22 protein-coding genes and 1 pseudogene are annotated in these 26155 nt (G+C 59.2%); 21 read left to right on the top strand and 2 right to left on the bottom strand.

Annotated elements, in window-relative coordinates; translation table 11 throughout:
• Positions 1 to 145 precede the first annotated feature (145 nt).
• On the bottom strand, positions 146 to 1102 hold the full coding sequence (locus tag FHS78_RS11855) for a helix-turn-helix domain-containing protein (RefSeq protein WP_167094519.1): 957 nt from the start codon (positions 1100 to 1102) through the stop codon (positions 146 to 148).
• Between the two features lie 222 nt (positions 1103 to 1324).
• Between FHS78_RS11855 and FHS78_RS11850 the strand changes: the two genes are divergently transcribed.
• The 20 genes from FHS78_RS11850 (at position 1325) to FHS78_RS11755 (ending at position 23643) form a co-directional block, all read left to right on the top strand.
• Positions 1325 to 1822, top strand: a complete 498-nt coding sequence (locus FHS78_RS11850; RefSeq protein WP_167094517.1) for an SRPBCC family protein — start codon at positions 1325 to 1327, stop codon at positions 1820 to 1822.
• A 236-nt stretch (positions 1823 to 2058) separates the two neighbouring features.
• Positions 2059 to 3417 (top strand): tyrosine-type recombinase/integrase, encoded by a 1359-nt coding sequence (locus tag FHS78_RS11845; protein WP_167094515.1) that lies wholly within the window; start codon positions 2059 to 2061, stop codon positions 3415 to 3417.
• A gap of 53 nt (positions 3418 to 3470) precedes the next feature.
• On the top strand, positions 3471 to 3653 hold the full coding sequence (locus tag FHS78_RS11840) for a hypothetical protein (protein ID WP_167094513.1): 183 nt from the start codon (positions 3471 to 3473) through the stop codon (positions 3651 to 3653).
• A gap of 48 nt (positions 3654 to 3701) precedes the next feature.
• A complete protein-coding gene (locus tag FHS78_RS11835; RefSeq protein ID WP_167094511.1) occupies positions 3702 to 3986 on the top strand; it encodes a type II toxin-antitoxin system RelE/ParE family toxin in 285 nt (94 codons plus the stop codon).
• Between the two features lie 16 nt (positions 3987 to 4002).
• The gene (locus FHS78_RS11830; RefSeq protein WP_167094509.1) at positions 4003 to 4317 is read left to right on the top strand and encodes a HigA family addiction module antitoxin; all 315 of its coding nucleotides are present in this window, start codon (positions 4003 to 4005) and stop codon (positions 4315 to 4317) included.
• Positions 4318 to 4328: 11 nt separating this feature from the next.
• On the top strand, positions 4329 to 6245 hold the full coding sequence (locus tag FHS78_RS11825; RefSeq protein WP_167094507.1) for an AAA family ATPase: 1917 nt from the start codon (positions 4329 to 4331) through the stop codon (positions 6243 to 6245).
• Positions 6242 to 8164 carry an ATP-dependent helicase gene (locus FHS78_RS11820; RefSeq protein WP_167094506.1) on the top strand — a complete coding sequence of 641 codons (1923 nt, stop codon included), beginning with the start codon at positions 6242 to 6244 and terminating at the stop codon, positions 8162 to 8164. Before FHS78_RS11825 ends, FHS78_RS11820 begins: the two co-directional genes overlap by 4 nt.
• Positions 8161 to 10917 (top strand): class I SAM-dependent DNA methyltransferase, encoded by a 2757-nt coding sequence (locus FHS78_RS11815; RefSeq protein ID WP_167094504.1) that lies wholly within the window; start codon positions 8161 to 8163, stop codon positions 10915 to 10917. Before FHS78_RS11820 ends, FHS78_RS11815 begins: the two co-directional genes overlap by 4 nt.
• Positions 10914 to 11747, top strand: a complete 834-nt coding sequence (locus tag FHS78_RS11810; RefSeq protein WP_167094502.1) for a hypothetical protein — start codon at positions 10914 to 10916, stop codon at positions 11745 to 11747. The genes FHS78_RS11815 and FHS78_RS11810 overlap by 4 nt, the downstream gene beginning before the upstream one ends.
• Before the next feature lie 51 nt (positions 11748 to 11798).
• A complete protein-coding gene (locus FHS78_RS11805; protein WP_167094500.1) occupies positions 11799 to 13850 on the top strand; it encodes a pseudomurein-binding repeat-containing protein in 2052 nt (683 codons plus the stop codon).
• A complete protein-coding gene (locus FHS78_RS11800) occupies positions 13843 to 15069 on the top strand; it encodes a GIY-YIG nuclease family protein (protein ID WP_167094498.1) in 1227 nt (408 codons plus the stop codon). The genes FHS78_RS11805 and FHS78_RS11800 overlap by 8 nt, the downstream gene beginning before the upstream one ends.
• Complete coding sequence (locus FHS78_RS11795; protein ID WP_167094495.1) at positions 15066 to 15353, top strand: ATP-binding protein; 288 nt, start codon at positions 15066 to 15068, stop codon at positions 15351 to 15353. The genes FHS78_RS11800 and FHS78_RS11795 overlap by 4 nt, the downstream gene beginning before the upstream one ends.
• A gap of 50 nt (positions 15354 to 15403) precedes the next feature.
• Positions 15404 to 15913, top strand: a complete 510-nt coding sequence (locus FHS78_RS11790) for a hypothetical protein (protein WP_205305298.1) — start codon at positions 15404 to 15406, stop codon at positions 15911 to 15913.
• A 103-nt stretch (positions 15914 to 16016) separates the two neighbouring features.
• On the top strand, positions 16017 to 19124 hold the full coding sequence (locus FHS78_RS11785; RefSeq protein ID WP_167094493.1) for an HsdM family class I SAM-dependent methyltransferase: 3108 nt from the start codon (positions 16017 to 16019) through the stop codon (positions 19122 to 19124).
• The gene (locus FHS78_RS11780) at positions 19121 to 19837 is read left to right on the top strand and encodes a Fis family transcriptional regulator (RefSeq protein WP_167094491.1); all 717 of its coding nucleotides are present in this window, start codon (positions 19121 to 19123) and stop codon (positions 19835 to 19837) included. Before FHS78_RS11785 ends, FHS78_RS11780 begins: the two co-directional genes overlap by 4 nt.
• 88 nt (positions 19838 to 19925) lie before the next feature.
• Positions 19926 to 20210 (top strand): hypothetical protein, encoded by a 285-nt coding sequence (locus tag FHS78_RS11775; RefSeq protein ID WP_167094489.1) that lies wholly within the window; start codon positions 19926 to 19928, stop codon positions 20208 to 20210.
• A 2-nt stretch (positions 20211 to 20212) separates the two neighbouring features.
• Positions 20213 to 21628: a hypothetical protein gene (locus tag FHS78_RS11770; RefSeq protein ID WP_167094487.1), complete on the top strand. Its 1416-nt coding sequence runs from the start codon at positions 20213 to 20215 to the stop codon at positions 21626 to 21628.
• 48 nt (positions 21629 to 21676) lie between these two features.
• Positions 21677 to 22600: a phage exclusion protein Lit family protein gene (locus tag FHS78_RS11765; protein WP_167094485.1), complete on the top strand. Its 924-nt coding sequence runs from the start codon at positions 21677 to 21679 to the stop codon at positions 22598 to 22600.
• A gap of 18 nt (positions 22601 to 22618) precedes the next feature.
• Positions 22619 to 23122: a GIY-YIG nuclease family protein gene (locus FHS78_RS11760; RefSeq protein ID WP_167094483.1), complete on the top strand. Its 504-nt coding sequence runs from the start codon at positions 22619 to 22621 to the stop codon at positions 23120 to 23122.
• A gap of 23 nt (positions 23123 to 23145) precedes the next feature.
• The gene (locus FHS78_RS11755) at positions 23146 to 23643 is read left to right on the top strand and encodes a hypothetical protein (protein ID WP_167094481.1); all 498 of its coding nucleotides are present in this window, start codon (positions 23146 to 23148) and stop codon (positions 23641 to 23643) included.
• A 197-nt stretch (positions 23644 to 23840) separates the two neighbouring features.
• Here FHS78_RS11755 and FHS78_RS11750 read toward each other — a convergent pair whose 3' ends face one another.
• The gene (locus FHS78_RS11750) at positions 23841 to 25061 is read right to left on the bottom strand and encodes an ATP-binding protein (protein ID WP_167094479.1); all 1221 of its coding nucleotides are present in this window, start codon (positions 25059 to 25061) and stop codon (positions 23841 to 23843) included.
• A 261-nt stretch (positions 25062 to 25322) separates the two neighbouring features.
• Between FHS78_RS11750 and FHS78_RS11745 the strand changes: the two are divergent.
• A pseudogene (locus FHS78_RS11745) lies at positions 25323 to 26060 on the top strand (ArdC family protein); the annotation flags it as partial.
• Between the last annotated feature and the right edge of the window lie 95 nt (positions 26061 to 26155).

Genomic DNA, 26155 nt, shown 5'->3' with positions numbered 1-26155 from the left:
CCCCAACAGAGCATGAGCTACGCCGTGCGGGCGGGATCGCATGGCGGCGTATCCGGCCCGCTACGGGAATCTTTTATCAATCGGGGGTTTGGCTGGCTTGGACGCGGGGACCGGACGCAGAGCCCGTCTCCCCGTTTCCCGTCGTCTAGCGCTTGCGGCGCGTCGCCGCCCGTTCCCGCGTTTCCGACGGGGTCATGGAAAAGCGGCGGCGGAAGGCCCGGTTGAACCCGGAAAGGTCGCCGAAGCCCGCCTCATAGGCGATGGTGCTGATGCTCAGATGGGCAAAACGCGGGCTCGACAGCAATTCCCGGGCCCGGGCGAGACGCGCTTCGCGCAGATAGTCGGAAAAGCTGGTCCGCTCGGCATAGAACAGCCCGCGCAAATAGCGCCGCGAAATGCCGTGACGCCCGGCCAGCCAGTCGAGCGAGAGAGCGGGGTCCGTCAGATGTTTCAGAATGTCCCGTTTGATCGCGGCCAGCCGCGCGGCGCGGATGCCGCCGGGTTCCTCGCCCGCCCCGGGCCTGGGCCCCAGAGCTGCCGCGACGAGATCGAGCATGTGGGATTCCGCCAGTACCGCCATGTCCGGCGACAGGCGCGCATCCGATATCAGGCCTTCGGCATAGCCGGCGAGAAGCCGGAGCGGCACCGAGGCGGGAACCCTCTCCCCGAGCGCGGCGTCGATATCGCCGACCGACGACAGGACCGTGTTGCGCGGCACGGAAACATTGAAGAGGCGGGCGTCTTTGGATGCCACCGCGGTCATGACCTTGTCGCTCTGCCAGAGCCCGGCCTCGCCGGCGCCGAATTCCAGCTCGCGGCCGGGCTGGGAGACGGAAATGCCGGACCGCGTGGAAACCGTCAGGACGAAATCGTCATTGCCGTCCACCGTCTGTGCGCGTGTCCGCTCGGTCCTGTAGGGCGAGGTGGAGATGGCGGCAATGCTGACATTCGGCAGGAAGCGCATCGCCATGTCGACATTCAGCGGCCTGTCGTCGGTGGAGTCTATGTTCATCCGCGTGAAGTCGGCATAGATCTCCTCGACCGCGGGACCTCCGCCGCGGGCCGCGGCCGCGCTCGGGCTAGAGTAGCGTACCAGCTCCATCGCAGCGCTCCTCTGCAGGTTTTACAGCCCGCGCTGTGCCTCCGCGCGGTCGACTGCCGGTGCACGGGCGAAAGTATTATGCAGGCGCCGCGCGCCATATCCAAGACGCAGTCCGGCGGTGGGCCCCTTGTGTGTTTCCTTTTGAAACTCTGTGTAGGTTCCGGCGGCGGATGCATTCTCCCGCTGTGGTAGGAAACGGTATGGAAACAACGGGAAACGGACATGGCGCAGAAACTGAAACAACATGAGAAAGTGGGCGAGGAATTCCTGAACGCGGACGCGACGCCGCCGGATGCGACGCACCGCTTTCCCTTTCCCGCCGACATGGTCTGGGCGGCGCTTCTTGACGGCAAGGCCTGGACGGAATGGCTGCCGCTCACCGGCGTGACATGGACGAGCCCGGAGCCCTTCGGCGTCGGCACCACGCGCATCGTGGAAGCGGGCAAGGCGGCCATCGAGGAAAGTTTCTACGCCTGGGAAGAAGGCCGCCGCATAGCCTTCCGCTTCGAGCGCAGCCCGCTGCCCATCAAGGCCGGCGCGGAAGACTACCGTGTCGTCGAAACGCCCGAAGGCTGCGAACTGCAATGGTGGGGCAAGGCGAAAGCGGTCTTCCCGCTCGGCTGGCTCGTCACCCGCCAGCTCCGCTCCGGCCTGAGGAAAGGCATGCCCGACCTCGAAGCCCTGATCGCGAAGGACCCGGAGCGTTTCAAGCGGGGGTGATGAGGAAGAAATGGCGCACCCGTCAGGATTCGAACCTGAGACCTCTGCCTTCGGAGCAATTTAAGCTGCCCATCCGAAAAACGCGATAGGGCACGCTATGATACGCTATCCATCTGAACCCACTGGATATTCTGAAAAGCACGCGCGACGTTCCTATCCGAAAATTCGCTCTGATTTCCGCCCGGCTGCTTACGTGGTGCTTACGCGAGAGATCAGGGCTGAGATGGAGGAACGTAATGGCTAAGCTCACCAAGAGGGTTGTCGACGCGGCTGAGGTCCAGGAGAAGGACTATGTCATCTGGGACGACGAATTGCCCGGTTTCGGGCTTCGCGTTTTTGCTTCCGGGAGGCGGAGCTACGTCATCCAGTATCGAGCGGGTGGCCGGTCACGTCGCTATACAATCGGACTCCACGGTGTTTGGACTCCCGAGACTGCCCGGCAGGAGGCGAAGATTCAATTCGGCCGTGTCGCCCAAGGCGACAACCCTGCCGAAGAACGGCAGCTCGACCACAAGGCAATCACCGTGAAGGAGCTGTGTACGCGCTATCTTAACGAATTGAAGGCCGGCCTCATCCTGGGAAAAGGCGGGCGTCCCAAGAAGCCGACGACTATCGTTACCGACACCGGTCGGATTGAGCGCCATATCATTCCGCTCCTCGGGACACGTAGGGTCAGGGATCTCACCAAGGCCGACATCAACAAATTCCTCAAGGATGTCATGGCCGGAAAGACGCGCGTCTCGGTCAAGACCAAGAAGTTGCGCGGCAAGGCGATTGTCCGCGGCGGCGCAGGAACCGCAACGCGCACAGTCGGACTCCTCGGCGGCATCCTCACCTATGCCATCGAGGCCGGTATCATTGAGAGCAACCCCGCACATGGCATTCGCAAACCAAAGGACAACGTGCGCAAGCGCCGGCTATCCGAGGCGGAGTATCGGACGCTGGGACAAATACTGCGAAACGCCGCTGAGCAGGAGAAATATGCTACGACTGTCGACATCATTCGCCAGATCGCGCTGACCGGCTGCCGGCGCAGCGAGATGATTGGTCTGAAATGGATAGAGGCCGACACCGAAGCGAGCTGCCTGCGCCTGGAGGACAGCAAGGAAGGCGAGTCCATTCGTGCGATAGGCCTGCCGGTCGTCGAATACCTTGAGCAAAGGCACGCGAGTGGCGTGGGCACATATGTCTTTCCCGGCCAGGGTGACGACAACGCTTTCGGCAGCTTCCCGAACCATTGGAAGCAGATCTTCAAGGATTCTCCGCTCTCGGATGTGACGCCGCATGTCCTGCGCCACAGCTTCGCCAGCGTCGCTAATGATCTGGGCTTCACCGAAGTGACGATTGCGGCCCTGGTGGGTCATGCAAAGGGATCGGTCACGAGCAAATATATTCACACGATCGATACGGCGCTGATCATGGCCGCGGACACAATATCCGGTTACATCCAAGGACTGCTCGACGGATTTGAATTCAAGCAAACAGCGTATGCGCTGGACCGCGGCTCGAGAAAGGCGGCGCTGGCGCGCTTCCTGACGCAAGCTGCGGGGGAGGAGGTTGAGGAGGACCAGCCGGAGCGTCGTCTGGCTGCCTAACGTGACTTGCTTCCGGTGAATGGAGGTTCTTGGGCTGCAACGCGCCTGCCTCGATGAAAGGGAAGGTGCCTTCCGCTTTCCGGATACCAAGAACCGCGCGCAAGCAGATCATCGCCACGACGCCCGATGATCAGTTCGATCTGTTTCTCACCACCGCCAATCGCTTCGACACGCTGATCGGCAATGTCCAGATCTGGCGGGTTCTGGTTCGCAGACAGCAAGAGCCGGGGAGATAGGCGTTGACGCTTGACGTATAGCGTCAACATCTGTACGATTAGAACCACATGATCCTGAGCTATCGAGACAAAAAGACGGAGCAGTTCGCGAAGGGGGAGTTCGTCAAAGCCTTTCAAGGCTTTGAAGATCAGGCCGCCCGGCGGCTGTCGATCCTGAACGCGGCGCTCTCGCTTGATACGCTGCGGGCCCTGCCGGGAAACCGGCTAGAAGCGCTCAAAGGAGATCGTACCGGACAGTATTCCATTCGCATCAACCAGCAATGGCGAATCTGCTTCGAGTGGCCGGACGGTCAAACCGGACCGGGCAATGTTGAAATCGTGGACTATCACTGAGGAAGGAGATCAGGCCATGTTTATGAGAGCCGTACATCCCGGCGAAGTCCTGAAGGACGAGCTGGAAGAACTGAACGTGACGCCAACGGAGTTTGCGCGCCAGATCGACGTGCCGCCGAACCGCGTCAGCCAGATCATCGCGGGCAAGCGCGCCGTGACCGGCGACACCGCGTTGCGCTTCGGGCACTGGTTCGGCACCGATCCGCAGTTCTGGCTCAATCTGCAGAGCGCCTATGAAATCCGCATCGCCGAGGAAAAGGCGGGGCGGGAGATCGCACGGCTGCCGGTGCGGGCCGGAACAACGCGGTCCGACGCGTCAAGCATCGCGTAGAGACCGAACCCGTGCGCATCACCCGGCTCCACATTCAGAATTTCCGATCCGTCAAGGACCTCACCGTCGATCTTGGCGAGACAACCGTCTTGATCGGGCAAAACAACGCCGGGAAAACCGCAATCATTGACGCTGTGCGTATTGTGCTCACGAGGCGATGGGGGCAGCGCGGAACGGGGTTTACTGAAAACGACGTTCATCGCCCTGACCCCGATTGCGATCCGCGCACACAGCCTCCCGTCACGATCACGCTGACGATGGAGGAAAGCGAGCCTAACGAATGGGACGCCGACATGGTCGCCGCCCTTACCGATATCATCACTATCCATGCTGACGGCGTCCGCAACGCTCTGACGCTGCGCGTCACCTGCGCCTGGGACCCCGACAAGGAGGTATTCGATCCCGCCTGGCAGTTTCTGGATTCCGCCGGCGAGCCTCTGCCAGAGCGACGGCGATCTATCAATCTGACCGGCTTTTTCGGCTACATGCCGATCTTCTGGCTTGGAGCCTTGCGCGACGCCGCCGACGAGTTCACCCCGCGCTCCGGCCACTGGGGCCGACTACTCCGCAGCGTCCGTATCCCACCGGAGCTGGAGGCCGAAGCCCTTAAAACCCTCGCGGATCTCGATGCCAAGATCATCGCCGCCGATCCGCGATTGACCGATATCGCCACCATGATCGGTGAGGCTACACGCGTGGCGGTCGGCGAAGGCCCCGGCTCGGCGCGCCTCAACACCCTGCCACTCGCTATCGAGGAAATGCTTCAGCGCACCGGCATTGTCATGCGCAACGAGGATCTGAGGCCTTGGCTTCCGCTCGGTCACCACGGTCAAGGACTCCAGAGTCTGGCGGTCATCTTCCTGTTTCAGGCTGCCGTTCTGCAACAGCTTGCGGAAGCGGAACGGCCCGGCATTGAAGCTGTCTTCGCGATCGAGGAACCCGAAGCCCATCTTCACCCGCAGGCGGCAAGGACTCTTTGGAATCGGACGCAGGCGCTGTCCGGGCAAAAGCTCATGACAACGCACTCGCCGTATTTTGTGCAGCATGTTCCGCTTCGCGATCTTCGGCTGGTGCGTCTTCGCGGTGGCCAAACCGAAGTCAGTGCGCTCCCCGGCATGGTGATTTCTGATTTGCCCTGGAACGCATCGCTGGACGGGTTTCTGCAGGGCGGAGGCGGTCGTGTATTTCAACGTGACCCGACGACCGGCCGTCTTGCCGCCGGATCCTGGTTCGATGGGGCAATGGCCGACGCGCTGGCCCATTGCTACCGAAAAGATGCCGACCCGGCAGCGCGGCAGGAGGAGATCGCGGTGCTTCGGCACAAGTGCCGCGTTCTTCCGACCGTGGAGGATGAGAATGAGCTGGGATTCCACGGCCGTCGCGTCCGTGGCGAGATATTCTTCGCACGCCGCTGGATTTTGGTGGAGGGTGTGACCGAGTATCTGCTGGTCCATGCACTTGGCAACGCCCTCAACCTTCCGCTCGATATGCACGGGATCGCCGTCATCGACTTTCAGCAGAGCGGCAGCGCGGGAATTTATCCGGCGCTCGCAGAGGCGTTCGGCATCCCCTGGCACATGATTACGGATGGTGATCATGAGGCCACCAAGTTTCGCCAGCAGATTCTAGATCGAGGCTTCACGGAAGATGACCTCACCGGCAAGTTTACAACATTGCCGCAGGATCGCGACATTGAGGATCAATTGCTTGCCGACGGCCATGAACAGCTCCTGCGCGAGATCATGGGTACGATCGGCGGGAAATCTGCGCTTACCTGCCCGCTTGATGAGTTCAGGGCGCGCCTGAAAAACAAGAAGACGGGATATATGGGCACGCTGTCGTTGCGCGTCGCAGTGGACAAAGACCTCGCTACAAAGATGCCCGCACCATTCGTTGACCTAATCAAGTCGTTGGGTGGCGCCGCATGACAAATCCACTTCAGACAGCCCTCGACAGACTTAGCCCAACGCAGCGCAAGGCTGCGGACTGGCAGGACGGCGCGGCGCTCGTGCTGGCGGGACCGGGAGTCGGAAAGACGACCGTGCTCACCACGCGCATAGCGCGGATATTGAACGACAGCCGGAACAAGAATTTCCGCATCCTCGCCCTGACGTTCACGACGAAGGCAGGCGACGAGATGCGCGAGCGTGTCGAAGCTCTCGTGCCCGGCCTAACCGATCGGACGTTTATCGGCACGTTCCATAGCTTCTGTGCGCAGATTTTGCGCCAGCACGGATCCCATATCGGAATCAAGCCCGACTTCGGCATTTACGATCAGGATGACGACCGCCGGGAGCTGTTGCGTGAAGCACTCGTGGCTGCCGCTGATGAAGGGGCGGACGTAACACCTGATGACGTTCGGTGGCTGCGTGCCATCGACCAACTACGCAGCAGTCTTGTCAGTGCTGAAAAGACGGCGCGGCATTTCCGCGATTCGGCGGCCGGTGAGCGCGCCGCGCGTGTTTACGCAATCTATGAGACCGCATTGCGCGCCAACAATTCCCTCGATTTCAACGGCATGATTCTAGACGCATGCCGGCTGGCCCATCAGGTTCCGGCTGTGGCCGCCCGGACGCGGCAGTCTTACCCGTACTGGCTTATTGACGAATTCCAGGACACGACGCCCGCTCAATACCGGCTGGTGCGCTTCTTTGCGGGCGACGATTTCAAGAATGTCTTTGCCGTCGCCGACGATGACCAGATCATCTACCAATGGGCCGGGGCTAGCTATCGGCAAATTCAACAGTTCCGCGAGCATTTCTCGCCGGACTTGATCCAGTTGGTCGAAAATCGGCGCTGCCCTCCTGCCATCGTGCAGGCCGCCAACAATCTCATCGGCCATAACTCCGACAGGACACCTGGCAAGGAGCCGCTTGTCGCGACACTTCCCGGCGAAGGTCCTGCCATATTGCTGCGGACCTTCGGGACGGACGCAGAGGAAGCCGACGGCATTGCCGATGATATTGCCGGGATCGCCACCACCGAACGAGGCGAGGTTGCAGTTCTCGGCAGGACAAGAGCCACTCTCCAGCCGGTGCTGGATGCCCTGAAGGCGCGGGGCGTCACCGCCTCGATCGCGGTACGGCGCGACCGATTTATCTCCCCGCAATTTACCTGGCTTCAGAGCTGCCTCGACCTGTCCCTTCGTCCCGGCGACCGACAAGTCTTCACAGCGCTCGCAGCGGCAGCAAACCGCATAGCCGGCTTGCAGCTCGACACAGCACTTTTGCTCGCCGAGGCGGCATCCACCGGGACCGGTTACCTGGAGCACTGGGCTTTGGCTGCCGAAGCGAGCCAGAACGAGATCGCCATGAACTTGTCAGCGATAGCTCTCCGGCTGGTGCAATCCCGGTCAAGCTGGCAGCAGATCGTCACAGAGGCGATCACCTTCCTGATGACGACCGCGGAAGCGCCCGAAGGCGTCATCAGCGACGCAGCAGAAGACAAGGCCGCGTGGGAAACAGCGCACAGGGCCATCAGGGCCGAGAAGGGCGCGCCGCCCGATCTTGATGAGCTTCTCCAAGGCATGAAGCTGCGGCCCAAGGAGCCGCCCCCCGACCCAGCTGCCGTCCGGCTTCTCACGATTCACGCGGCAAAGGGTCTGGAATTCGATCGTGTCTGGCTCATCGGCATGGCGGAGTCAGTGCTGCCATCCTGGCAAAGCCTCAAATACAACGCTGCGCCGTCGGAGCTTGAAGAAGAACGGCGCAATTGTTTCGTCGGCATCACGCGCACGAAGAAGCAGCTCGTTTTGTCACGGGCAGAGCAATACCAAGGCTACCGGAAAACGCCCTCGCGCTTTCTGGAAGAGATGGGGCTCGATGAACAGCAAGTGGGAGCCCTATGAACGCTGTTGAAATTGAAGAGGCCATTTCCGCACTCGCTGAGCAACCATTTGATGCTCAGGAGTTTCCGTTCGCCTTTTTGGAAGCATTCGGGAACAAGGCGACCACGATCAAGCGGCTTCGCAGCGGCCAATCCAACAAGTCCGATCTGGGCGGCGTCCTTCAAACCAACAACATCCATATCGCGGTCTGCCCCGAAGGCGAGGTCTCGCAGACCCTCGCGGCGCTGAAGGCCAGCCCCGCAACGGCAAAGGCCAAGGCAAAATTCATTCTGGCAACCGATGGCCAGACGCTTGAGGCCGAAGACCTGACATCGGACGAGCCGCCGATTGCGTGTGAATTTAAGGATTTTCCCGACCATTTCGGCTTTTTCCTGCCGCTGGCGGGCATCACCACCGTCAAGCAAATCCGCGAGAGCTCCTTCGACATCAAGGCGACGGGGCGGCTGAACCGCCTCTATATCGAGCTCCTGAAGGACAATCCCGATTGGGGCACCGCCGATCGCCGCCCTGATATGAATCACTTCATGGCGCGGCTGATCTTCTGCTTTTTCGCGGAAGACACGGACATCTTCCACGGCGAAAACCTGTTCACGGCCACGATCGACCAAATGAGCGCCCGTGATTCCTCGAACACGCATGAAGTGATCAGCGAGCTCTTCCGCGCGATGAATACCAGGACCAAAGATCGCGAGCCCGCGAACCTGCCCCGTTGGGCAAACGGCTTTCCCTATGTGAATGGCGGGCTGTTTTCCGGCAGCACGGACGTGCCGCGCTTTTCAAAGATCGCGCGCTCATACCTGCTGCACATCGGCAACCTCGACTGGAGGAAGATCAATCCCGACATCTTCGGGTCGATGATCCAGGCCGTTGCCGATGATGAGGAACGCGGCGCGCTTGGCATGCACTACACCAGTGTGCCCAACATCCTGAAAGTCCTCAATCCGCTCTTTCTGGATGATCTGCGCGAGAAGCTGGAAGATGCGGATGACAACCCCCGTATGCTCCTGAACCTGCGCAAGCGCATGGCGAAGATCAGGGTTTTCGATCCGGCCTGCGGTTCGGGCAACTTCCTCGTCATCGCTTACAAGGAAATGCGGGCCATAGAGGCCGAGATCAGCAAGCGGCGCGGCGAGCCCGATCGGCGCACCGAAATTCCGCTCACCAATTTTCGCGGGATCGAGCTGCGCGACTTTCCAGCCGAGATCGCGCGGCTGGCGCTGATCATCGCGGAATACCAGTGCGACGTGACCTATCGCGGGCAGAAGGAGGCCTTGGCCGAATTCCTGCCCCTTGATGCGATGAACTGGATCACCTGCGGTAATGCGCTACAGCTCGATTGGCTCAGTATCTGCCCGCCGACCGGAACCGACGTCAAACATCACGCTGATGACCTGTTTCGCTCGCCACTCGACCAGGCGCAGATCGACTTCGAGAATGAAGGGGGCGAGACGTACATATGTGGGAATCCGCCTTATGTCGGAAGCTCGAAGCAATCCAAAGAACAAAAGTATGAAATAAAAAATCTATTAGAAGACAAGGGGGTTAAGTTTAAGAATCTTGATTATATATCAGCTTGGTTTTGGCTTGCTGCGGAATTTTGTAGGAGAACTGAAGGGGCGGCTGCCTTTGTGACCACGAACTCGATTTGCCAAGGCGAGCAAGTTTTTCTACTTTGGCCATCCCTCCTTCGCGACGACGTAGAAATATTCTTTGCTCAGTCATCGTTTAAATGGGCAAATCTCGCTCAGAACAATGCTGGCGTTACCTGCGTTGTAGTAGGCGTCAGGCAAGAGTCTACAGGCAAAAAATATCTCTATTACGAAGGTCAGCGCAAAGAGGTAGGTAGACTAAATCCATATCTTCTTGATTTCGATGACGTCTTCATTCCCCGCCATTCTGAGTCGATTTCTGGTCTTCCGAGGATGCTCAAAGGCAATCAGCCCACGGATGGTGGCAATCTCATCCTTTCGCCAAATGAACGTCGAGATTTGCTTTCTTCCGAGGGGGAGGCAGCTCGCTTTGTACGGGCGCTCTATGGGTCGAAAGAGCTGATAGATGGCCTTCAGAGATATTGTATCTGGGTCGAGGACGCTGACCTTCAAGAGGCACAAAGCATCCCAGAAATAAGCCACCGCATTGATCTAGTGAAGAAAACTCGCCTTGAAAGCCCCGCTGAATCAACGCGAAGGCGTGCAAGTGACGCCCATCGCTTTATCCAAATTCAAGACTATGGGAAGACGGCGATTGTAGTTCCCGAGGTTTCCTCCGAAAAGAGACGTTATATTCCTTGTGGATTACTCGACAAGAATAGCATTGCTACAAATAAACTGTTCACAGTGTATGATTCCGATCTCTATGTTTTTTCCCTTTGCTCCTCCCGAATGCATAGAGTCTGGGTTGAAGCGGTATGCGGAAAGCTTGAGGAGCGCATTAGCTACTCCAATGTGCTGGGGTACAACACCTTCACGCTTCCTTGCCTCACCGAGAAAAACAAAGCTGATCTGACCCGCTGTGCGAAGGACATCCTCTTGGCACGGGAGGCACATTTTCCGGCGACGATCGCCGATCTCTATGATCCCGAAAAGATGCCCGCCGACCTCCGCGAAGCGCATGAGCGTAACGATGAGGTGCTAGAGCGCATTTATATCGGTCGCCGCTTCAAAAATGATACGGAACGGCTGGAAAAGCTGTTCGAGCTATACACCAAGATGACCGCGGCCAATCCGGCGAAGCGAAAAGCGGGGGCGGTATGAGCAGCCTCACGGATATTGAAAAGCGTTACCTTGAAAAGCTGCTTGGCATGCAAAGCGGCTATGTTCTGGATTACTCCGACGCAACCTTTGGCGAGTTTTTCAGTCGCCACAAGATCGATATTCACGGCACGAAATATCAGACCTATGGCACCTCCAAGGCCAAGAAGATGCGGGCTTTCTGGGAGCGTGAGCCAGATGCTTTGGTCGGCAAGGTTTTGTCGGAGATGCTCGATTCATATGAAGCCGATTGCGATCTGAACAATCGGGAAACCGATGCATCCGTTCTCGAAAAGTCGCGAGCAATTGTTGCACGGCTTTCTGGGAAGCCTGTGCCTGCAAAATCAACCCAGACCGTTGACGATTTTCTCCATCGTGAATTCACGGTTCCTAACGTGCAAAATCTGCCGATCGAAGCGCAGGCCGTTCCAATCATTGAAAACCGCCTTGCCGAGGCACGGACAGCACTGAAGGCTGGCGCATATCTTTCTGTCATCTTTCTCTGCGGCAGTGTGCTCGAAGCCGTGCTTCTCGGGGCGGCACAGAAGGAGCCCTCCAGGTTTAATCAAGCTTCGGCCAGCCCGAAGAACGGTGATGGCAACGTGAGGCGCTTTCACGAATGGAGCCTTTCCCAGTTTATAGATGTTGCCTGCGAGATTGACGTGCTCAAACCCGATGTGAAGAAGTTCAGTCACGGGCTGCGGGATTTCCGCAACTACATTCATCCATACGAGCAGATGGTATCCGGTTTCACGCCTGATGAGCACACTGCGAAAGTCTGTTTCCAAGTACTCAAGGCGGCACTTGCCAGCGTTGCGGGAGAACGGGGATGATAGCGACAAAAGATTTGAAAATAGCCAAATTGAAAATGAAAGCCTAAGCCCATGACCGCCGAAAAATCCGTTCCCTCAGTTACCGTCACCTATGCCCGGACTGGCAGTTCGACCAGATCGAACGAGCTGGGCATGCGGGCGATGCAGGAACGGGCCTTTGAGAAGCGCGGCGAGCAGTACCTATTGATCAAATCGCCGCCTGCTTCAGGCAAGAGCCGCGCGCTCATGTTCATTGCGCTCGACAAGCTCGCCAATCAGGGGCTCCGCCAGGCGATCATCGTTGTGCCGGAAAAATCCATCGGCGCGAGCTTCCATGACGAGCCGCTTTCGCAATTCGGCTTTTGGGCCGACTGGCATGTGGAGCCCAAGTGGAACCTCTGCAACGCGCCGGGCTCTGACAACGGAGGTAAGGTAGGTTCGGTCGCAGCCTTCCTTGAAAGCGATGATACGGTGCTGGTCTGCACCCATGCCACCTTCCGCTTTGCCGTGGACAAATTCGGGGTGGAAGCGTTCGATAACCGGCTGATCGCTGTTGACGAATTCCATCACGTTTCGGTCAATCCCGATAACAAGCTTGGCCAGCATCTCGGCGAGTTCATCGCGCGCGACAAGGTGCATCTGGTAGCCATGACCGGATCGTATTTTCGCGGGGATGCGGAGGCCGTGCTTGCCCCGCATGACGAGGCGAAGTTCGATACGGTTACCTACACCTATTATGAGCAGCTCAACGGCTACAAATACCTCAAGACGCTTGATATCGGGTATTTCTTCTACGCGGGCTCCTACGCCGACGACATTCTCAGCGTGCTTGATCCGGCCGAGAAGACGATCGTGCATATCCCGAACGTCAATTCCCGCGAGAGCACGAAGGACAAGCACAGGGAGGTCGAGCACATTATCGACGCCCTAGGCGAATGGCAGGGCACTGATCCGAAAACCGGCTTTCAGCTTGTGAAATCGCCGGAAGGCCGGGTGCTGAAGATCGCCGATCTTGTGGATGACGAATCCGCCAAGCGGGACAAGGTTTCAGCGGCGCTCAAAGACTCCGCGCAGAAAAACAACCGCGACCATGTGGACATCATCATTGCCCTGGGCATGGCCAAGGAAGGTTTTGACTGGATTTGGTGCGAGCACGCGCTGACTGTCGGCTATCGGGCGAGCCTGACCGAGATCGTGCAGATCATTGGCCGCGCCACCCGTGATGCCGAAGGCAAGACCCGCGCGCGTTTCACGAACCTGATTGCCGAGCCGGATGCATCCGAAGAGGCCGTCACCGAAGCCGTGAACGATACGCTGAAAGCTATCGCGGCCAGCTTGCTCATGGAGCAGGTTCTCGCGCCGCGCTTTGAATTCAAGCCCAAAACACCGGCCAGCGTGGCGGCGGAAGGCTTCGATTACGGCGAAGGCGGCTATGACCCTGAAAAATGCAATGTCGGCTTCAACGAAGAGCGCGGCACATTCCAGATCGAGATAAAAGGCCTTGCCGAGCCGAAGTCCAAAGAGGCCGAGCGTATCTGCCGCGAAGACCTGAACGAGGTCATTACGGCCTTCGTTCAGGACAAGACTGCCATTGAGCGGGGGCTTTTCGATGAGGAGCTTGTGCCAGAGGAACTCACCCAGGTTCGCATGGGCAAGATCATCAAGGACAAATTCCCCGAACTTGACGCTGAGGATCAGGAGGCCGTCCGCCAGCACGCGATCGCGGCGCTCAACCTCACCCAGAAGGCGAAAGAGATCGCCGTCGGAGACGGAGAGCAGGAGAAGGGCAACACCGCGCTGATCGACGGTGTGCGCAGATATGCAATGGACGTGCGCGAGCTCGATATCGACCTGATCGACCAGATCAATCCGTTCGGGGAGGCCTACGCCATCCTTGCCAAGACCATGAGCGAAGAGAGCCTGAAGCAGGTTGCCGCGATAATCTCCGGCAAGCGCGCGAACCTTACCCCTGAAGAAGCGCGCGATCTCGCCAAGCGTGCGCTCAAGTTCAAGCAGGAACGCGGGCGGCTGCCTTCGATCACGTCGCCCGATGCCTGGGAAAAGAAAATGGCCGAAGGCGTTGCCTTCCTTGCCCGCATGAAGGCGGAGGCCGCCAATGGCTAGTTTCACCGAAGAAGATGATGCCCTTCTCGAAGAGCTTGGCGTTGAGATCGAGGCCAGGAAAGCCGCGAGCCGCACGCCGCGCGAGGAGCGCATTATTGCAGGCTTTGAAGAGATTCAGCACTTTGTCGAAGAGCATGGCCACGCGCCGCAGCACGGCGAAGACCGGGATATCTTCGAACGGCTTTACGCCGTCCGGCTTGACCGCATCCGCGAGCTTGAAGAATGCCGGTCACTGCTTGGGCCGCTCGACCATCAGGGATTGCTTGAAGGCGAAGTTGCCGCCACCCCGAAACCTGAGATCGATGAGCTGGACGATGAAGCGCTTCTCTCGGAACTCGGGGTGGAGGCAGAAACAGCCGACATCACGGATTTGCGGCACGTCCGTTCCAGTGCCGAGAAGCGCGCCGCTGAAGAAATCGCGAACCGTGAACGGTGCGAGGATTTTGAGAAGTTCCAACCTCTCTTCGAGCAGGTTCAGCGGGAACTCAAAGACGGAATCCGGGCCTCGCGCAGGTTTGTCAAAGACGCCGGTTTCCTGAAGGCGGACATCAAGCAGGGCGAATTTTTCATTCTGGGCGGGCAGACCGCCTATGTTGCCGAGGTCGGCGAACCATTCAAAGCACCCAACGGCGAGCTCGACGCGCGGCTACGCGTCATCTATTCCAACGGCACCGAGAGCAATCTGCTGCTGCGGTCACTGCAACGGGCACTTTACAAGGATGAGGCCGGCAGACGGATCACCGATCCGGTTGCGGGACCGCTATTTACCGATCAAACCGCTGACGACGACGAGGCAAGCGGCACGATCTATGTGCTTCGCAGCAAATCACAGCACCCGACCGTCGCTGAGCACCGTGAAGTGCTCCACAAGATCGGGGTCACGAATGGGAAGGTGGTGCGCCGCATCGCGAACGCCAAGATCGACCCCACCTTCCTGATGGCAGATGTAGAGATTGTGGCCACATACGACCTCTACAACATCAATCGCACCAAGCTTGAAAACATCATCCATCGCATCTTTGATCCGGCCAGGCTCGACATCGAGATCAAGGATCGGTTCGGCAATCCCGTCATCCCGCGCGAATGGTTCCTTGTCCCCATCTTCGTCATCGACGATGCAGTTGAACGGATCAAAGATGGCACGATCACCGAGTACATTTACGATCCGGCAGGGGCACGCCTGGTTCGTCATGGGGGAAGATTGAAGGTACAGCCATGACTACGATGCGGGGGGACATCGTCAATCGGGTCAAGCGGCTGCCGAAGCCGTCGCTCGCGGCCGAGGCACTACAGCCCGTTTTCGAGGCCGTGAGCAATTCGCTCCATGCCGTCGAAGATGCGTTTGGGGAGCAGTATCAGGACAGGGGCGCGATCACCGTTACGATCCGAAACCCGCGTGCGCCGGATGACATCGAAATCATCGTCGATGACAATGGCGTCGGGCTTGAGCCCGTGCGCTCCGAGTCCTTTACGCCACAGAACGGGTATGATACCCGTTCTTGATCAAAGATAGGGCATGATACCCGTTCTCAGGGAGGGATCCACTGCGACATGTGCCAACACAGATCGCTTCAGAGCTAACCGGCCTCTCAACGGACAAACTCCGCGAGTGGACTAGCCGGCGCGCCTTGATACCAGCCGATGTCCGGCCAAAGAAAAAGGGCTCGCCAGCCAAGTTCAGTTGGCAAACCATTCTCGTGTTGAGAATTGCAGTGCTTCTGCGTGAGCGTTTCCATGTGGAACTGCAAGCGCACAAGACCTCGTTCATCAATCTGCGGGCAAATCTGCGTAAGCGCTCTTTCATCACTTTGTGGGGACATCGGATAGCCATGACCCCCGATCAATGGATAATCGTCGATGAGGATGCCTCTATCGCTTTTGGTGATGCACTACTGATCCGCCTCGATCCGCACCTACACGTGTTACGAGATGGATTTGCTCTCCCTGACGTCACAACTGGTCGCGGGCAACTCGATCTTTTTTCTTTGCCGAACCTGCACCGCGCCGACGGATCGAAAGCTCTAACCAAAGCAGTCGATTCAGGCAGGAGGCGATCCGCATGAGGGCAGGCGGAAATCTCAAGCGGTCGTTTAGGCAAACACCTTTGCCGATTCCAAATGTTCCTGCTATGTTCTCATCTGGCGTGAAGTTGAACGAGCAGTGTCTATGAGCACGGGAGCGATGCAGAACTGGCTGGAAAGGCTCGGCTACAACGCCGAACCTGCCGTCTTGCATCGTCGCGGCGAGGACGTTCCCGAGACCCATCCCTATGCGCTTGAACTCAAGACCCTCCTGAAGCCAGAAGGCCCTATACGCGCGCAGGCTGTCTTTGACGTAGAGGGTGTGCCTACCGTCGTGTTCGTAGGAGAGGATGGCGATCTTCTTTCGTCTCAAGCACTCGACGAAATCCGCAAACGCATATGGAACCAAAATCTAGCTACCGTCGTCATCGAGGTTACGGGCGACACGGCTCAAGCCTTGCCCGCTCGAAAGCTGCGCAATGCCGGCGAAAAGCTCGTCCTTGATGACGCCAGACCGGACGGTCCTTTTTCCGCACTCGACATAGCTTCCGCCAACGTCTCCCGGCGCGTCCCCAACTGGTTCGATGTAAAGGCGCGAGTCGACCGAAAATTGCTCGCCAATCTCTCCACGGTCGTTTCACAGCTCACTGAACGGGGCTTCTCAGGAACTTCGGTAGACCACGAACGCCGTCATCTGTCCGAATTGCTCATGGGCCAGGTTCTGTTCGTCTCCTATTTGGAACACCGTGAGATCGTAGGGGCCACTTACCGCAATCGACGTCACGTGGCTCAACTCCATGATCTTGTCGCCGCAGGTGACCGCGCGGGGCTAAGAACGCTGATTGACGCACTTCGATCAGATTTCAACGGCGACTTTCTGGGCGATGATCGCCACGATCCCTGGACCAAGCTCACGGATGATGGCTTCGGCCTTATCAATCGCTTCTTGCTTCGCACCGATATGCGGACCGGCCAGGGTGACTTTTGGAACTACGATTTCAGCTATATCCCGGTCGAGTTGCTCTCCGGTCTCTATGAATCTTTCTTGTCCGACGAGCAGCAGGCAAAGGACGGCGCATATTACACGCCGCGTCATCTCGCGATGCTCACGGTCGACCAAGCATTCACGAACTCGCCCGATCCATTATCTGAAACGATTTTCGATGGCGCATGCGGATCCGGAATACTTTTGACTACGGCCTACCGTCGGCTGATTGCCTTATCGGAAGCGCGTGAGGGTCGCCAACTACATTTCCGCGAACGGGCGAACCTGCTCAGGAGCCGTATCTTTGGCGGCGACATCAATTTCATGGCCTGTCGTGTCACCGCGTTCAGTCTCTACTTGTCATTGCTGGAGGGTCTCGATCCTGCCGACATCATGGAAGCGCAGGAACGTGAGGGTACGAAGTTGCCGTCATTGAACGGCACGAACCTAACCTATGGCGAGGAAGCGGCAGACTTTTTCCGTGATGATCATGCCTTCAGCGGCAAGCGCTTCTCGCTTGTCATTTCGAATCCTCCTTGGGCCGAACCGGAAGGCTCCTCTAAGACAAGCGCAGATTTGTGGGCAGAGCGAGCCGAAGCTCCGTTTGTACGTCGCCAAATCGCCGGTGCGTATGCGCTGCGTGCCATCGACTTTCTGGAGTCGGGTGGACAACTTTGCCTCATTCTGCCGATCGGGCAGTTTCTCGGGCCATCCAGCGCAGGGTTCGTTTCGCATCTTCTAGAGCAGTATCAGCCATCGCGCCTGATCAATTTTGGCGATCTCCAAGGGCTTCTCTTCCCCACTGCGGAGAACACCTGTCACGTTTTTCTCGGCACTGCGCGACCGCAGCGGCTTCCCAATCGAATTCCCTTCGAAGAAACCTTCGAATATTGCGTGCCCAAAGCAGATATGAGTCTCGCCCTTGGCCGGCTCACAATGCAGTCCGCCGACAAGCATCGCCTCCAAACGCGTTCAGTGGCCGAAGATCCCCAACTCCTGGTGACTATGATGTGGGGTGATGCAAACGACCTTTCGATTTGGGCTCGCCTCACTGCGCGTGGCACATTTTCTGACTTCTGGCGCGGCCCCAGCGAATATCGTCGTTGGATATATCGAAAAGGAATCCACCTGAACGACAAGAGTCGCGAGCCGGTCAGCGCCGAACCGCTCCGCGACAAACGGTTCGTGCCTATAGCTGCCCTGAGTGCGGGTTCACCTGTGTTGCATCCAGACCTCCTTACGTCGTGGCCCGAAGGTCAGAGTACCGTCGTTGGCCTGAACGAGTCGGTGTTAGGCGTATTCGAAGGCCCCCGCGTCTTGTTCCCAGATGGTTTTTCTAGGGAACAGCTGAATGTCAGAGCGGCCTACTACGACGGACCAGCAACTTTCACCCACAGCATTGGTGTGATTTCCGGTCCGGAGGAGGATGCCGAATTTCTTAAGTTCGTCGCCGTATATCTGCGTTCAAGTCTTGCACGCTATTTCCTGATGATGCGTGGCTGGAAAATGCTGTGCGAACGAAATGGAGTCCATCTCAAGGACGTCGAGACGTTTCCATTCTTTATGCCGCAGGACGCTCCCGACTTGGATGCCGCCTCCAAGGCATTGTCGAGTGTCTCACGCCACGTGTCCGAAATCGCCAATCTCCCAGAGCTCGAACAAAGCGAACGCTATGAAGAAGTGAAGCCAGAGCTGGATCGGGCCGTATTTTCCTATTTTGGTCTTGATCCCGACGAGCAGGAGCTTGTCCGCGAGACAGTCGATATTCTCATGCCGTCTATCCGGCCACGTGGGTTCAAGAGCCTCGATACACCGGCACAGCATTCCGCCCAGCGCGGTGACTTCGAGATCTATGCCCAGGCACTTGCAACGTCTCTGACAGATTGGCGCGCCAAAACCCGCGGCAAGGGTCGTTTCCACGTCGACGTGGTGACCAGTGACCCTCGGCGAGCCGGTCCATCTGGAATCGTTCGTGTCTCCTACAAAGGGAAGTCCACCGCGGCGCCCGTCGTCGAAACGCGCATCAGCGACGAGCTTGTTCTTCAAACATTGGACCAGCTTCGCGTTTCAGGCCTAAGAGCCATTCCTCTTGGAGATTCTCTAACGCTGGTTCCAGATGCACATATCTGGATTGATCAATCACTTTACCTCGTTCGACCACTTGCCAAGCGCAATTGGACCATTCGGCAAGCTCTCCGCGATGCCGAGCAAATTGTAAGAACGGTGCAATCGCACGGCTCATCCGGGAAACTGGGAGTGCCCGCGTGACGGTAGCTGATGACTGGCTTACTGCATTTCCCATTCAACCCGCTACGGAAGCCGTAGAAGCGCTTTGCCAAGCATGGGCAGAACTGGCTGAACGACCACGCTCCGACTTTAACCCCAAAACCAACGAGACGGCGCTAACGAAACGGCTCAAGGTCTACATCGAGAATTACACCGCACGACAGCGTGGCCTCCTCGGCATGTGGGCTGCAGAGGACATTATTGGAGACATAGATCCGGCGACAGGCGAGATGCTCGAGGAGCGCCGAACCGACATCGTTTATGGATGGAACGATTCCTCCCGGGATCTAAAGCTTGTGTTCGAGTTTAAGCGTCTAGGAAAGCAGAAGCGGCATCGAGACCATTATCTGCGCGAACATGGCTTGGCACGATTTGTCACCGGAATTTATGGCCGGCGCCAGGCAGTCGCCGCCATGGTTGGCGTTCTTCTTGATCCGGAGTCGGATGTTGTTCCGCCCATCCGGGAGTTGCTAGCTCAGAAAGACATGGCAGCTGAGCTCAAGCTCCGGCCGGCGGCAGACGGCTCGGCTTTTACGCAACCATCTGTGTTGTTCAACGCGGCCGGTTTCGACACCGAACATGAGCGAGACTCAGCCCTGGCTCCTACCCATGGACACATACGCGTCGCGCATTTCTTTCTGCCGTTCGGGTATCCGACAACAACGCAAAAGCCGAAGAAACCAAAGGCCAAATAACCACAGATCAATTATGGGCACGTGCGAATATTGGTTTCAAGCACATGCGAGATCAAATTCTGCGCATGGGGATGTCAGGGGCCTGACGATGACCAACCTTCTCGACGTCAACGGTCCCAATCTCGTTCGCGGCTTCGAGAACCTGAAGGCTGCGGAATCTCCCTTCGAGCGGCAGCTTCGCGACCAGATCGAAGCGATGTGGGCGATCTACGAGCCCTATTCCTGTTTTTCCGCAGGGCTTCGCCGGGCGACGGATGGGAGACGAGCGACATCTTGGCTCCGGCGGCCGTGCCGGAGGCTCAATGAGGACGCCATCGCTCGCATGGTCTCGGTCGCGCTCCGCGGTCTGTCGCTCGTATCGGCTCGAGGGTGACGATGGCCGCTGGCGATGAACAGCTACTGATCAAACCCATCGGCCAGCGGCAGTTCGAGCTTCACGCGCTGTCGCTTGAGCGAGGGCCGAACTTCGATCCATCGCACATCTTCAGCGCCTATCAGGTCGGACAGGGCAGCGCATGCGGATGCATCCTTCTTGATCCGGAGCGCGGGGCGTTCACCACCTTGGCCATGCGTCGACGCGTCGACCATCTTTGGGTGCGCGTCGACGAAGGCGGCCCGTTCTCTACCCCTGAAACAGCGCTCGACCATCTCAGCATCAGCATGCGCGGCGGCGAGCCGTCCGAACCGCTTCCGCCCGGCGCACGGCGCCGTCCACCCCTGATGAAGGCGGGCGCGCGCGGCGTCTCGCCCGAGTTTGAGCTTCTCGCCGGCACGGTAAGCCATGTGCCCGCCCTCGTGGCGGTCGGTGAATGCTATCTCGCGCTTCCCAAGCCCGACTCCAACTTCGTCACCGACCTTCAGACCAATAATTTCGCCTCGCGGCTCTTCGAGCTTTATCTGCTCGCCTGCTTCCGCGAACAGGGCCTGATCGTCCGGCAGGACCACGTCTCCCCGGACTTCTGGATCGAGAAGGATGGCGCCGACTGCTGGATCGAGGCAGTCACCGCCAACTCCGAAACCTCCCCCGCGCGCGGGATCGGCGACTGGGTACATGCGCCGGAGGATCGCAACCAGCGCTTGACCGGCGCGCCCGCCGAACGTTTCGCCAAAACGCTGCGGAGCAAGCTCCAGCGCAATTATCACGAGATGGACCACGTAAAGGGCCGATCCTTCGCCATCGCCATCGCGGACTTCCATGAATCCGGTTCGATGGTGTGGAGCCGTGAGGCGCTTCCCACCTATCTCTATGGCCTACGCGCCGATGTCGAAGGCGAAGGAGCGCATCGCCGGGCGATCGGCACGTCGATTGCCAATCTCACCGGCAAACATGGCATTCCGGCCGGCCTGTTCCGCGAACCGGACTTCACGCATCTGTCCGCCGTCATCTTCAGCAATGCCGGCACGTTGGCCAAGTTCAACCGCATGGGCTTCCTCGCCGGGTGGCAACCGCCCGGTCTCAAGATGATCCGCCGTGGGATCCTGTTTGATCGGACACCTGGCGCACTCGAGCCAATCGACTTCGAGTTGTCGGTCGGCAGCGACGAATATCAATCACTTTGGCCGTGGGGGGAAGCTTGGTGCCAGGAGTTGGAGGTCTTCCACAATCCGCAGGCGGCCCTCCCCATTCCCTTCGATCTCATCCCAGGCGCCACCCACTGGTTCGAGCGCAACGGCGATATCGAGTGCAGCACGATCTGGGCGAACTCGGTTCTGGCGTCGATCACCCATTTGCGCACGTCCGGCGAGCCCGAGAAGACCGGGGACACACGCAGCGAAGGAGAACCGCCATGACCGGCGCCCCTGCCATGTCTTGCGCTGATCAGAGGAGACCAAACACACATGACAACCGAGCCATCCGACCGCACGACCGTACTTCACCTCTTGCGCGGCGCTGTCCCCGAGCGCGCCGACGAGATCAGCAGTCTCTGGAGCCAGTACGGTCACGCCGTCGAAGTCGCGCCCAGCGTCAAAGGCGTCACGATGAATGCGGACGCCAGTCGCATCAAGTTCGACACCAAGACGATCGACTTCTTCTGGCTGCTCGGCTTCAGCGCCTGGCGCGCGATCGAGGTCCATTCGCCCGCCCTGGTGCTCGCGACGGTGACCGGGATGCCGCTCGACCAGGCGCTCAACGTCGATGTCGAACGGGGGCAGTACGAATTCGACTACAAGCAGCGCGTCGCTAGCGCCCAATCGCTCATTGCAGCCGAACAGACCGCCGAAATTTCCTGGCCGGCGGACGTCCCCGAGCCGACCACCGATCGCGACGGCCTGGGTGACGCCCAACATAAGGCTGCCTTCGACCTAGTCGCGCTCGCCCTTGCCTTCGCGCTGCTGCATGAATTTCGGCACGTCATGTACCTCGTCGACGACAGCGCGCCATCGACGCTGCCCGAAGAGGAAGTCGCCTGCGACACCTGGGCCCGCGAGTTCATGACGAGCGGCCTCGCCGCCTACGCAACAGCACACGGGCATAGCTACGCCCAAGTTCAACAGAAGCGTGCGATGGGAATAGCGCTCGCTGCCGTGATCATTCATGCGATGACCCCGACCCACGCACACTGGGGCAATCGGCAATACCCGCCGATCGCCGAGCGGCTGACCGCCATGATCAGCGGCTACAGCCTACCGGCCGGCTCATCCTTCTGGCCGTTCACGGCCTGCCTGTTGATCGCGCTCATGCGTCAGGAGAACCGGCCGCTCGACATCGTCGCGAACTCAAATCAGGAAATGGTCGAGATACTGCTCGACCGGCTCCGGTAACGCCGCAAGGAGCGCGACGTGCCGGTCTATTTCATTGGCGAAGACGAAAATGGATGCTCCCCAGTCAAGATCGGGGTGGCGAGGAGTATCGAAGCACGCAAACGCAACCTCCAAACCGGCAATCCTTCGGAGTTGCGGCTGCTCGGGTGGATCGACACGGCCGACGCCTTCCAGCTTGAACGACAGTTGCACCAGCATTTTGGATCGACCCGCGTGCGCGGCGAGTGGTTCGATATCGAACCGGCGGAAATTCTACCAATCCTGATGCGTGCCGGGCGCGATGGGTTCGTCGCCAAGAATGCCGACGCCTTTCAGATCGTCGGATACGATCGCGATGCCGTTCCCGAATATCTCGGCGTGTGGGAATGGGCCGATCTGGAAATCGACGAATGTTGCCCGTTTTGCGGATGCCTGTGCGGCATGCATTTCCAGGAAGCCTCACAGATGTACTACTGCATCCGCTGCGACACGCTGACCGACTTCTCCGAACTCGATCCCAAAGACGATGAATCTGATTATTGAACCATGAGGGAAGGGCGCCGAGCATGAGTGAACAGTGGCTTGAGGCACGCGCGCCGGGCTTCAGTGATCTTCCCGATCCAGACCGTCGCGCGATCTTCGACTTCTCTTTCCTCTGGAGCCTCTTCGAGGCCCAGATCATGGGCAATTTCGCCCGCGCCGATCGTATTCGCGAAAGGGTGGATGAATGGTCGGCGGCTGGATCGCTCAACGCTGAGCTTTATAACGTTGAGCTCGCCTACTTTCGGAACCGCTACTTTGCCGAAAATGCATTGACCTATCATTTTGCCTTTCTGGAGCTTCGCCCATCGGACCACCCCGATCTCGTCCAGGCCGTGATCGATGGGACCAACAACGATCCTCGCGACCGGATGCTCGCGCTGCTTATGATCGTTTGGCGCTTGCGTAACAATCTCTTCCACGGCGCGAAATGGGCCTACCAACTTCGCGATCAGCGAGACAACTTCACCCACGCCAACAGTGTCCTGATGCGGTTGCTCGAACGACACGGTCAACTCGGCTAACGAGCCGGAAAGCCCAAGTCCGTCGCTCCTGGTTCCCGAAATCCGGTCTTGCGATTGTAAGGGAAGAACCTTCCCCTGCGGCCGAGCCTGCCGTCTCTGCCGACTCCTCGTCGGGGAAATTCCGCAATAACCGCTAGTGCTAGTTTGCTGTCGGCCTTCATCAAGTGGTGAAAGCCTTGCAGGCCCCTTCACGACTTTCAGCTCCACAAACATGAAAGTGGCGCCGCCGCCAGCCGGTCGCCAAACGGCACGACATCCGTGCTATCGTAAAGGACGACGCCGAAGGCGAAGCGGTCCCCGCAGGCTTCGGCCAGCGCCCGCAGGCCGGTGAAATCACCAGCCTTGACCGTGGCACTCGCCTTGACCTCGATGCCTGCGATCATCCCGTCATCGCGCTCCAGCACGATGTCCACTTCGCGCATGTCCCGATCCCGGAAATGGTGAGGCGTCAGCCGCAGGTCTGAGGCCGTCATCAGCTTCAGCACTTCCGAGAATACGAAACTCTCGAGCAGTGCGCCGAATGTTCCGCGATCCGCCTTCACCCTGTCGAAGGTCAGCCCCCGCGCCGTCGCCAGCAGACCGGAGTCGAGGAAATGCAGCTTCGGGGTCTTCACGATGCGCTTCAGCGCATTGGTGAACCAGGGCTGCACCGTTGCGATCAGGAATACCTGTTCGAGCAGCCCGACATAGCGCTGTCCGGTCTTGTGGCTGACATTGATGCCCGCCCCGAACTGCGAATAGTTGACCAGTTGACCGGAGTGCTCTGCCAGGAGCCGCACGAATTTCGGAAGCTCGGTCAGCTTCTCCACGTCCGCGATGTCCCGCAGATCGCGCGTGAGGATCGAGGTGAGGTAGGATCGCGCCCAGTCCTGCCGCCGCCGCTCGCTGTCTCGGGCGATCGCTTCGGGAAAGCCGCCGAGCAGGGCAAGTTGAACGAGATCGTCACCGACGATCGCTTTGCTTTGATTTCGCAGCTTTCCCTCGAAGAGGCGCTCCAGAAATGTCGGCGTGCGGCCTTCGACTTCGGCCCGCGCCAGCGGCAGCATCTGGAGGGTCTCCATCCGGCCGGCGAGACTGTCGGCGATCCGTGGCAGGGTCAGCACATTCGCCGAGCCCGTGAGGAGAAACCGGCCCGGACGATAATCCTCGTCGACCGTCTTCTTGATCGCCAGAAGCAGGTCGGGAGCGCGCTGGATCTCGTCGATGATGGCCCGGTCCAGGCCCCGGATGAAACCGGCGGGATCGGACTGGGCAGCCTCGAGGACGGTCTGATCGTCGAGCGTGATATAGTCTCGACCGGCTTCCCTCATCTTCTTGACGAGCGTGGTCTTGCCGGCCCGGCGCGGTCCTACGATCAGCACCACGGGCGTATCCGAAAGGGCTTCCTCCGCCCGGCGCTCTACAAATCGTTTGAACATCTCATCCCCGAATCCCCGGACAATTGGAACTATCCCCTTCGGCTGATTGGAAGTCAACATCCCGCTAATTGGTAGTCAGTGATTCGCGATCTGGAAAGCCCAGGAGGGGAAGGCCTTCCCCTGCGGCCGAGCCTGTAGTCTCGCCCGACCCCTTCTGCGGGGACACCCCGCAACGCCCCGAGAGTGAGAGTGCGGACCGGTTTGCCGTGACGGGTTGGAAGCCGAGGGAGAGGCCCTTGGCGCCCGTCGCGGAGAACCGCGATGTCCAGACACAAGCGAAACACCGGCGCCAGGCGCGACCGGACCAATCTCTATTCCGAGATCACTGACAAGATCATAGCCGAGCTGGAGGCGGGCCGTGTGCCCTGGGTCCAGCCCTGGGGTACGGCCGCGGCGAACGCGCCGCTCGCCATGCCGAAGAATGCCTCGACCGGCCGGACCTATTCCGGGATCAACGTGCTGCTCCTGTGGGGCACGGTGATCGAGCGCGGCTTTACGGGCCAGAGCTGGCTCACCTTCCGCCAAGCCCTCTCTCTTGGCGGCAATGTGCGCAAGGGCGAGCGCGGCACCACGGTCGTCTATGCCGACCGCTTCGTGCCCGAAGACGAAAAGCGCCGCGCACGAGAGACGGGCGAGGACGCACAGGCGATTCCGTTCCTGAAACGCTTCACTGTTTTCAACACCGACCAGTGCGAGAACCTGCCCGAGGACGTGGCGGCTGCTGCGCCGCCGGTTCCGGAGGGGCTGATCGAGCCCACGGTCGAGGCGCTGATCAAAGCGACCGGCATCGACTTCCGCATCGGCGGCAACCGGGCCTTCTACGTTCCGGCCCACGACTATGTGCAGGTGCCGCCGCCGCAGGCCTATTTCGAGCCGATCGACTGGCACCGCACCGCGCTGCATGAGCTCGGCCACGCCAGCGGCCATATGTCCCGGCTGAACCGCGATATGACGGGCTCCTTCGGATCGAAGAAATACGCCTTCGAGGAACTGATCGCCTTATCTTGACAGTCTGCACCGATTGTCAGTGTCCTGCTTGACGTCGATGCAACAGGACTGACGGAGGCGTTATCCGGGCCGGCCGCAGCGCTCCC

This window comes from Parvibaculum indicum, assembly GCF_011762095.1.
Lineage (GTDB): Bacteria > Pseudomonadota > Alphaproteobacteria > Parvibaculales > Parvibaculaceae > Parvibaculum > Parvibaculum indicum.
Note: the sequence above shows the minus strand (reverse complement) of the source record. Positions and strands in the feature narration are given on the sequence as shown.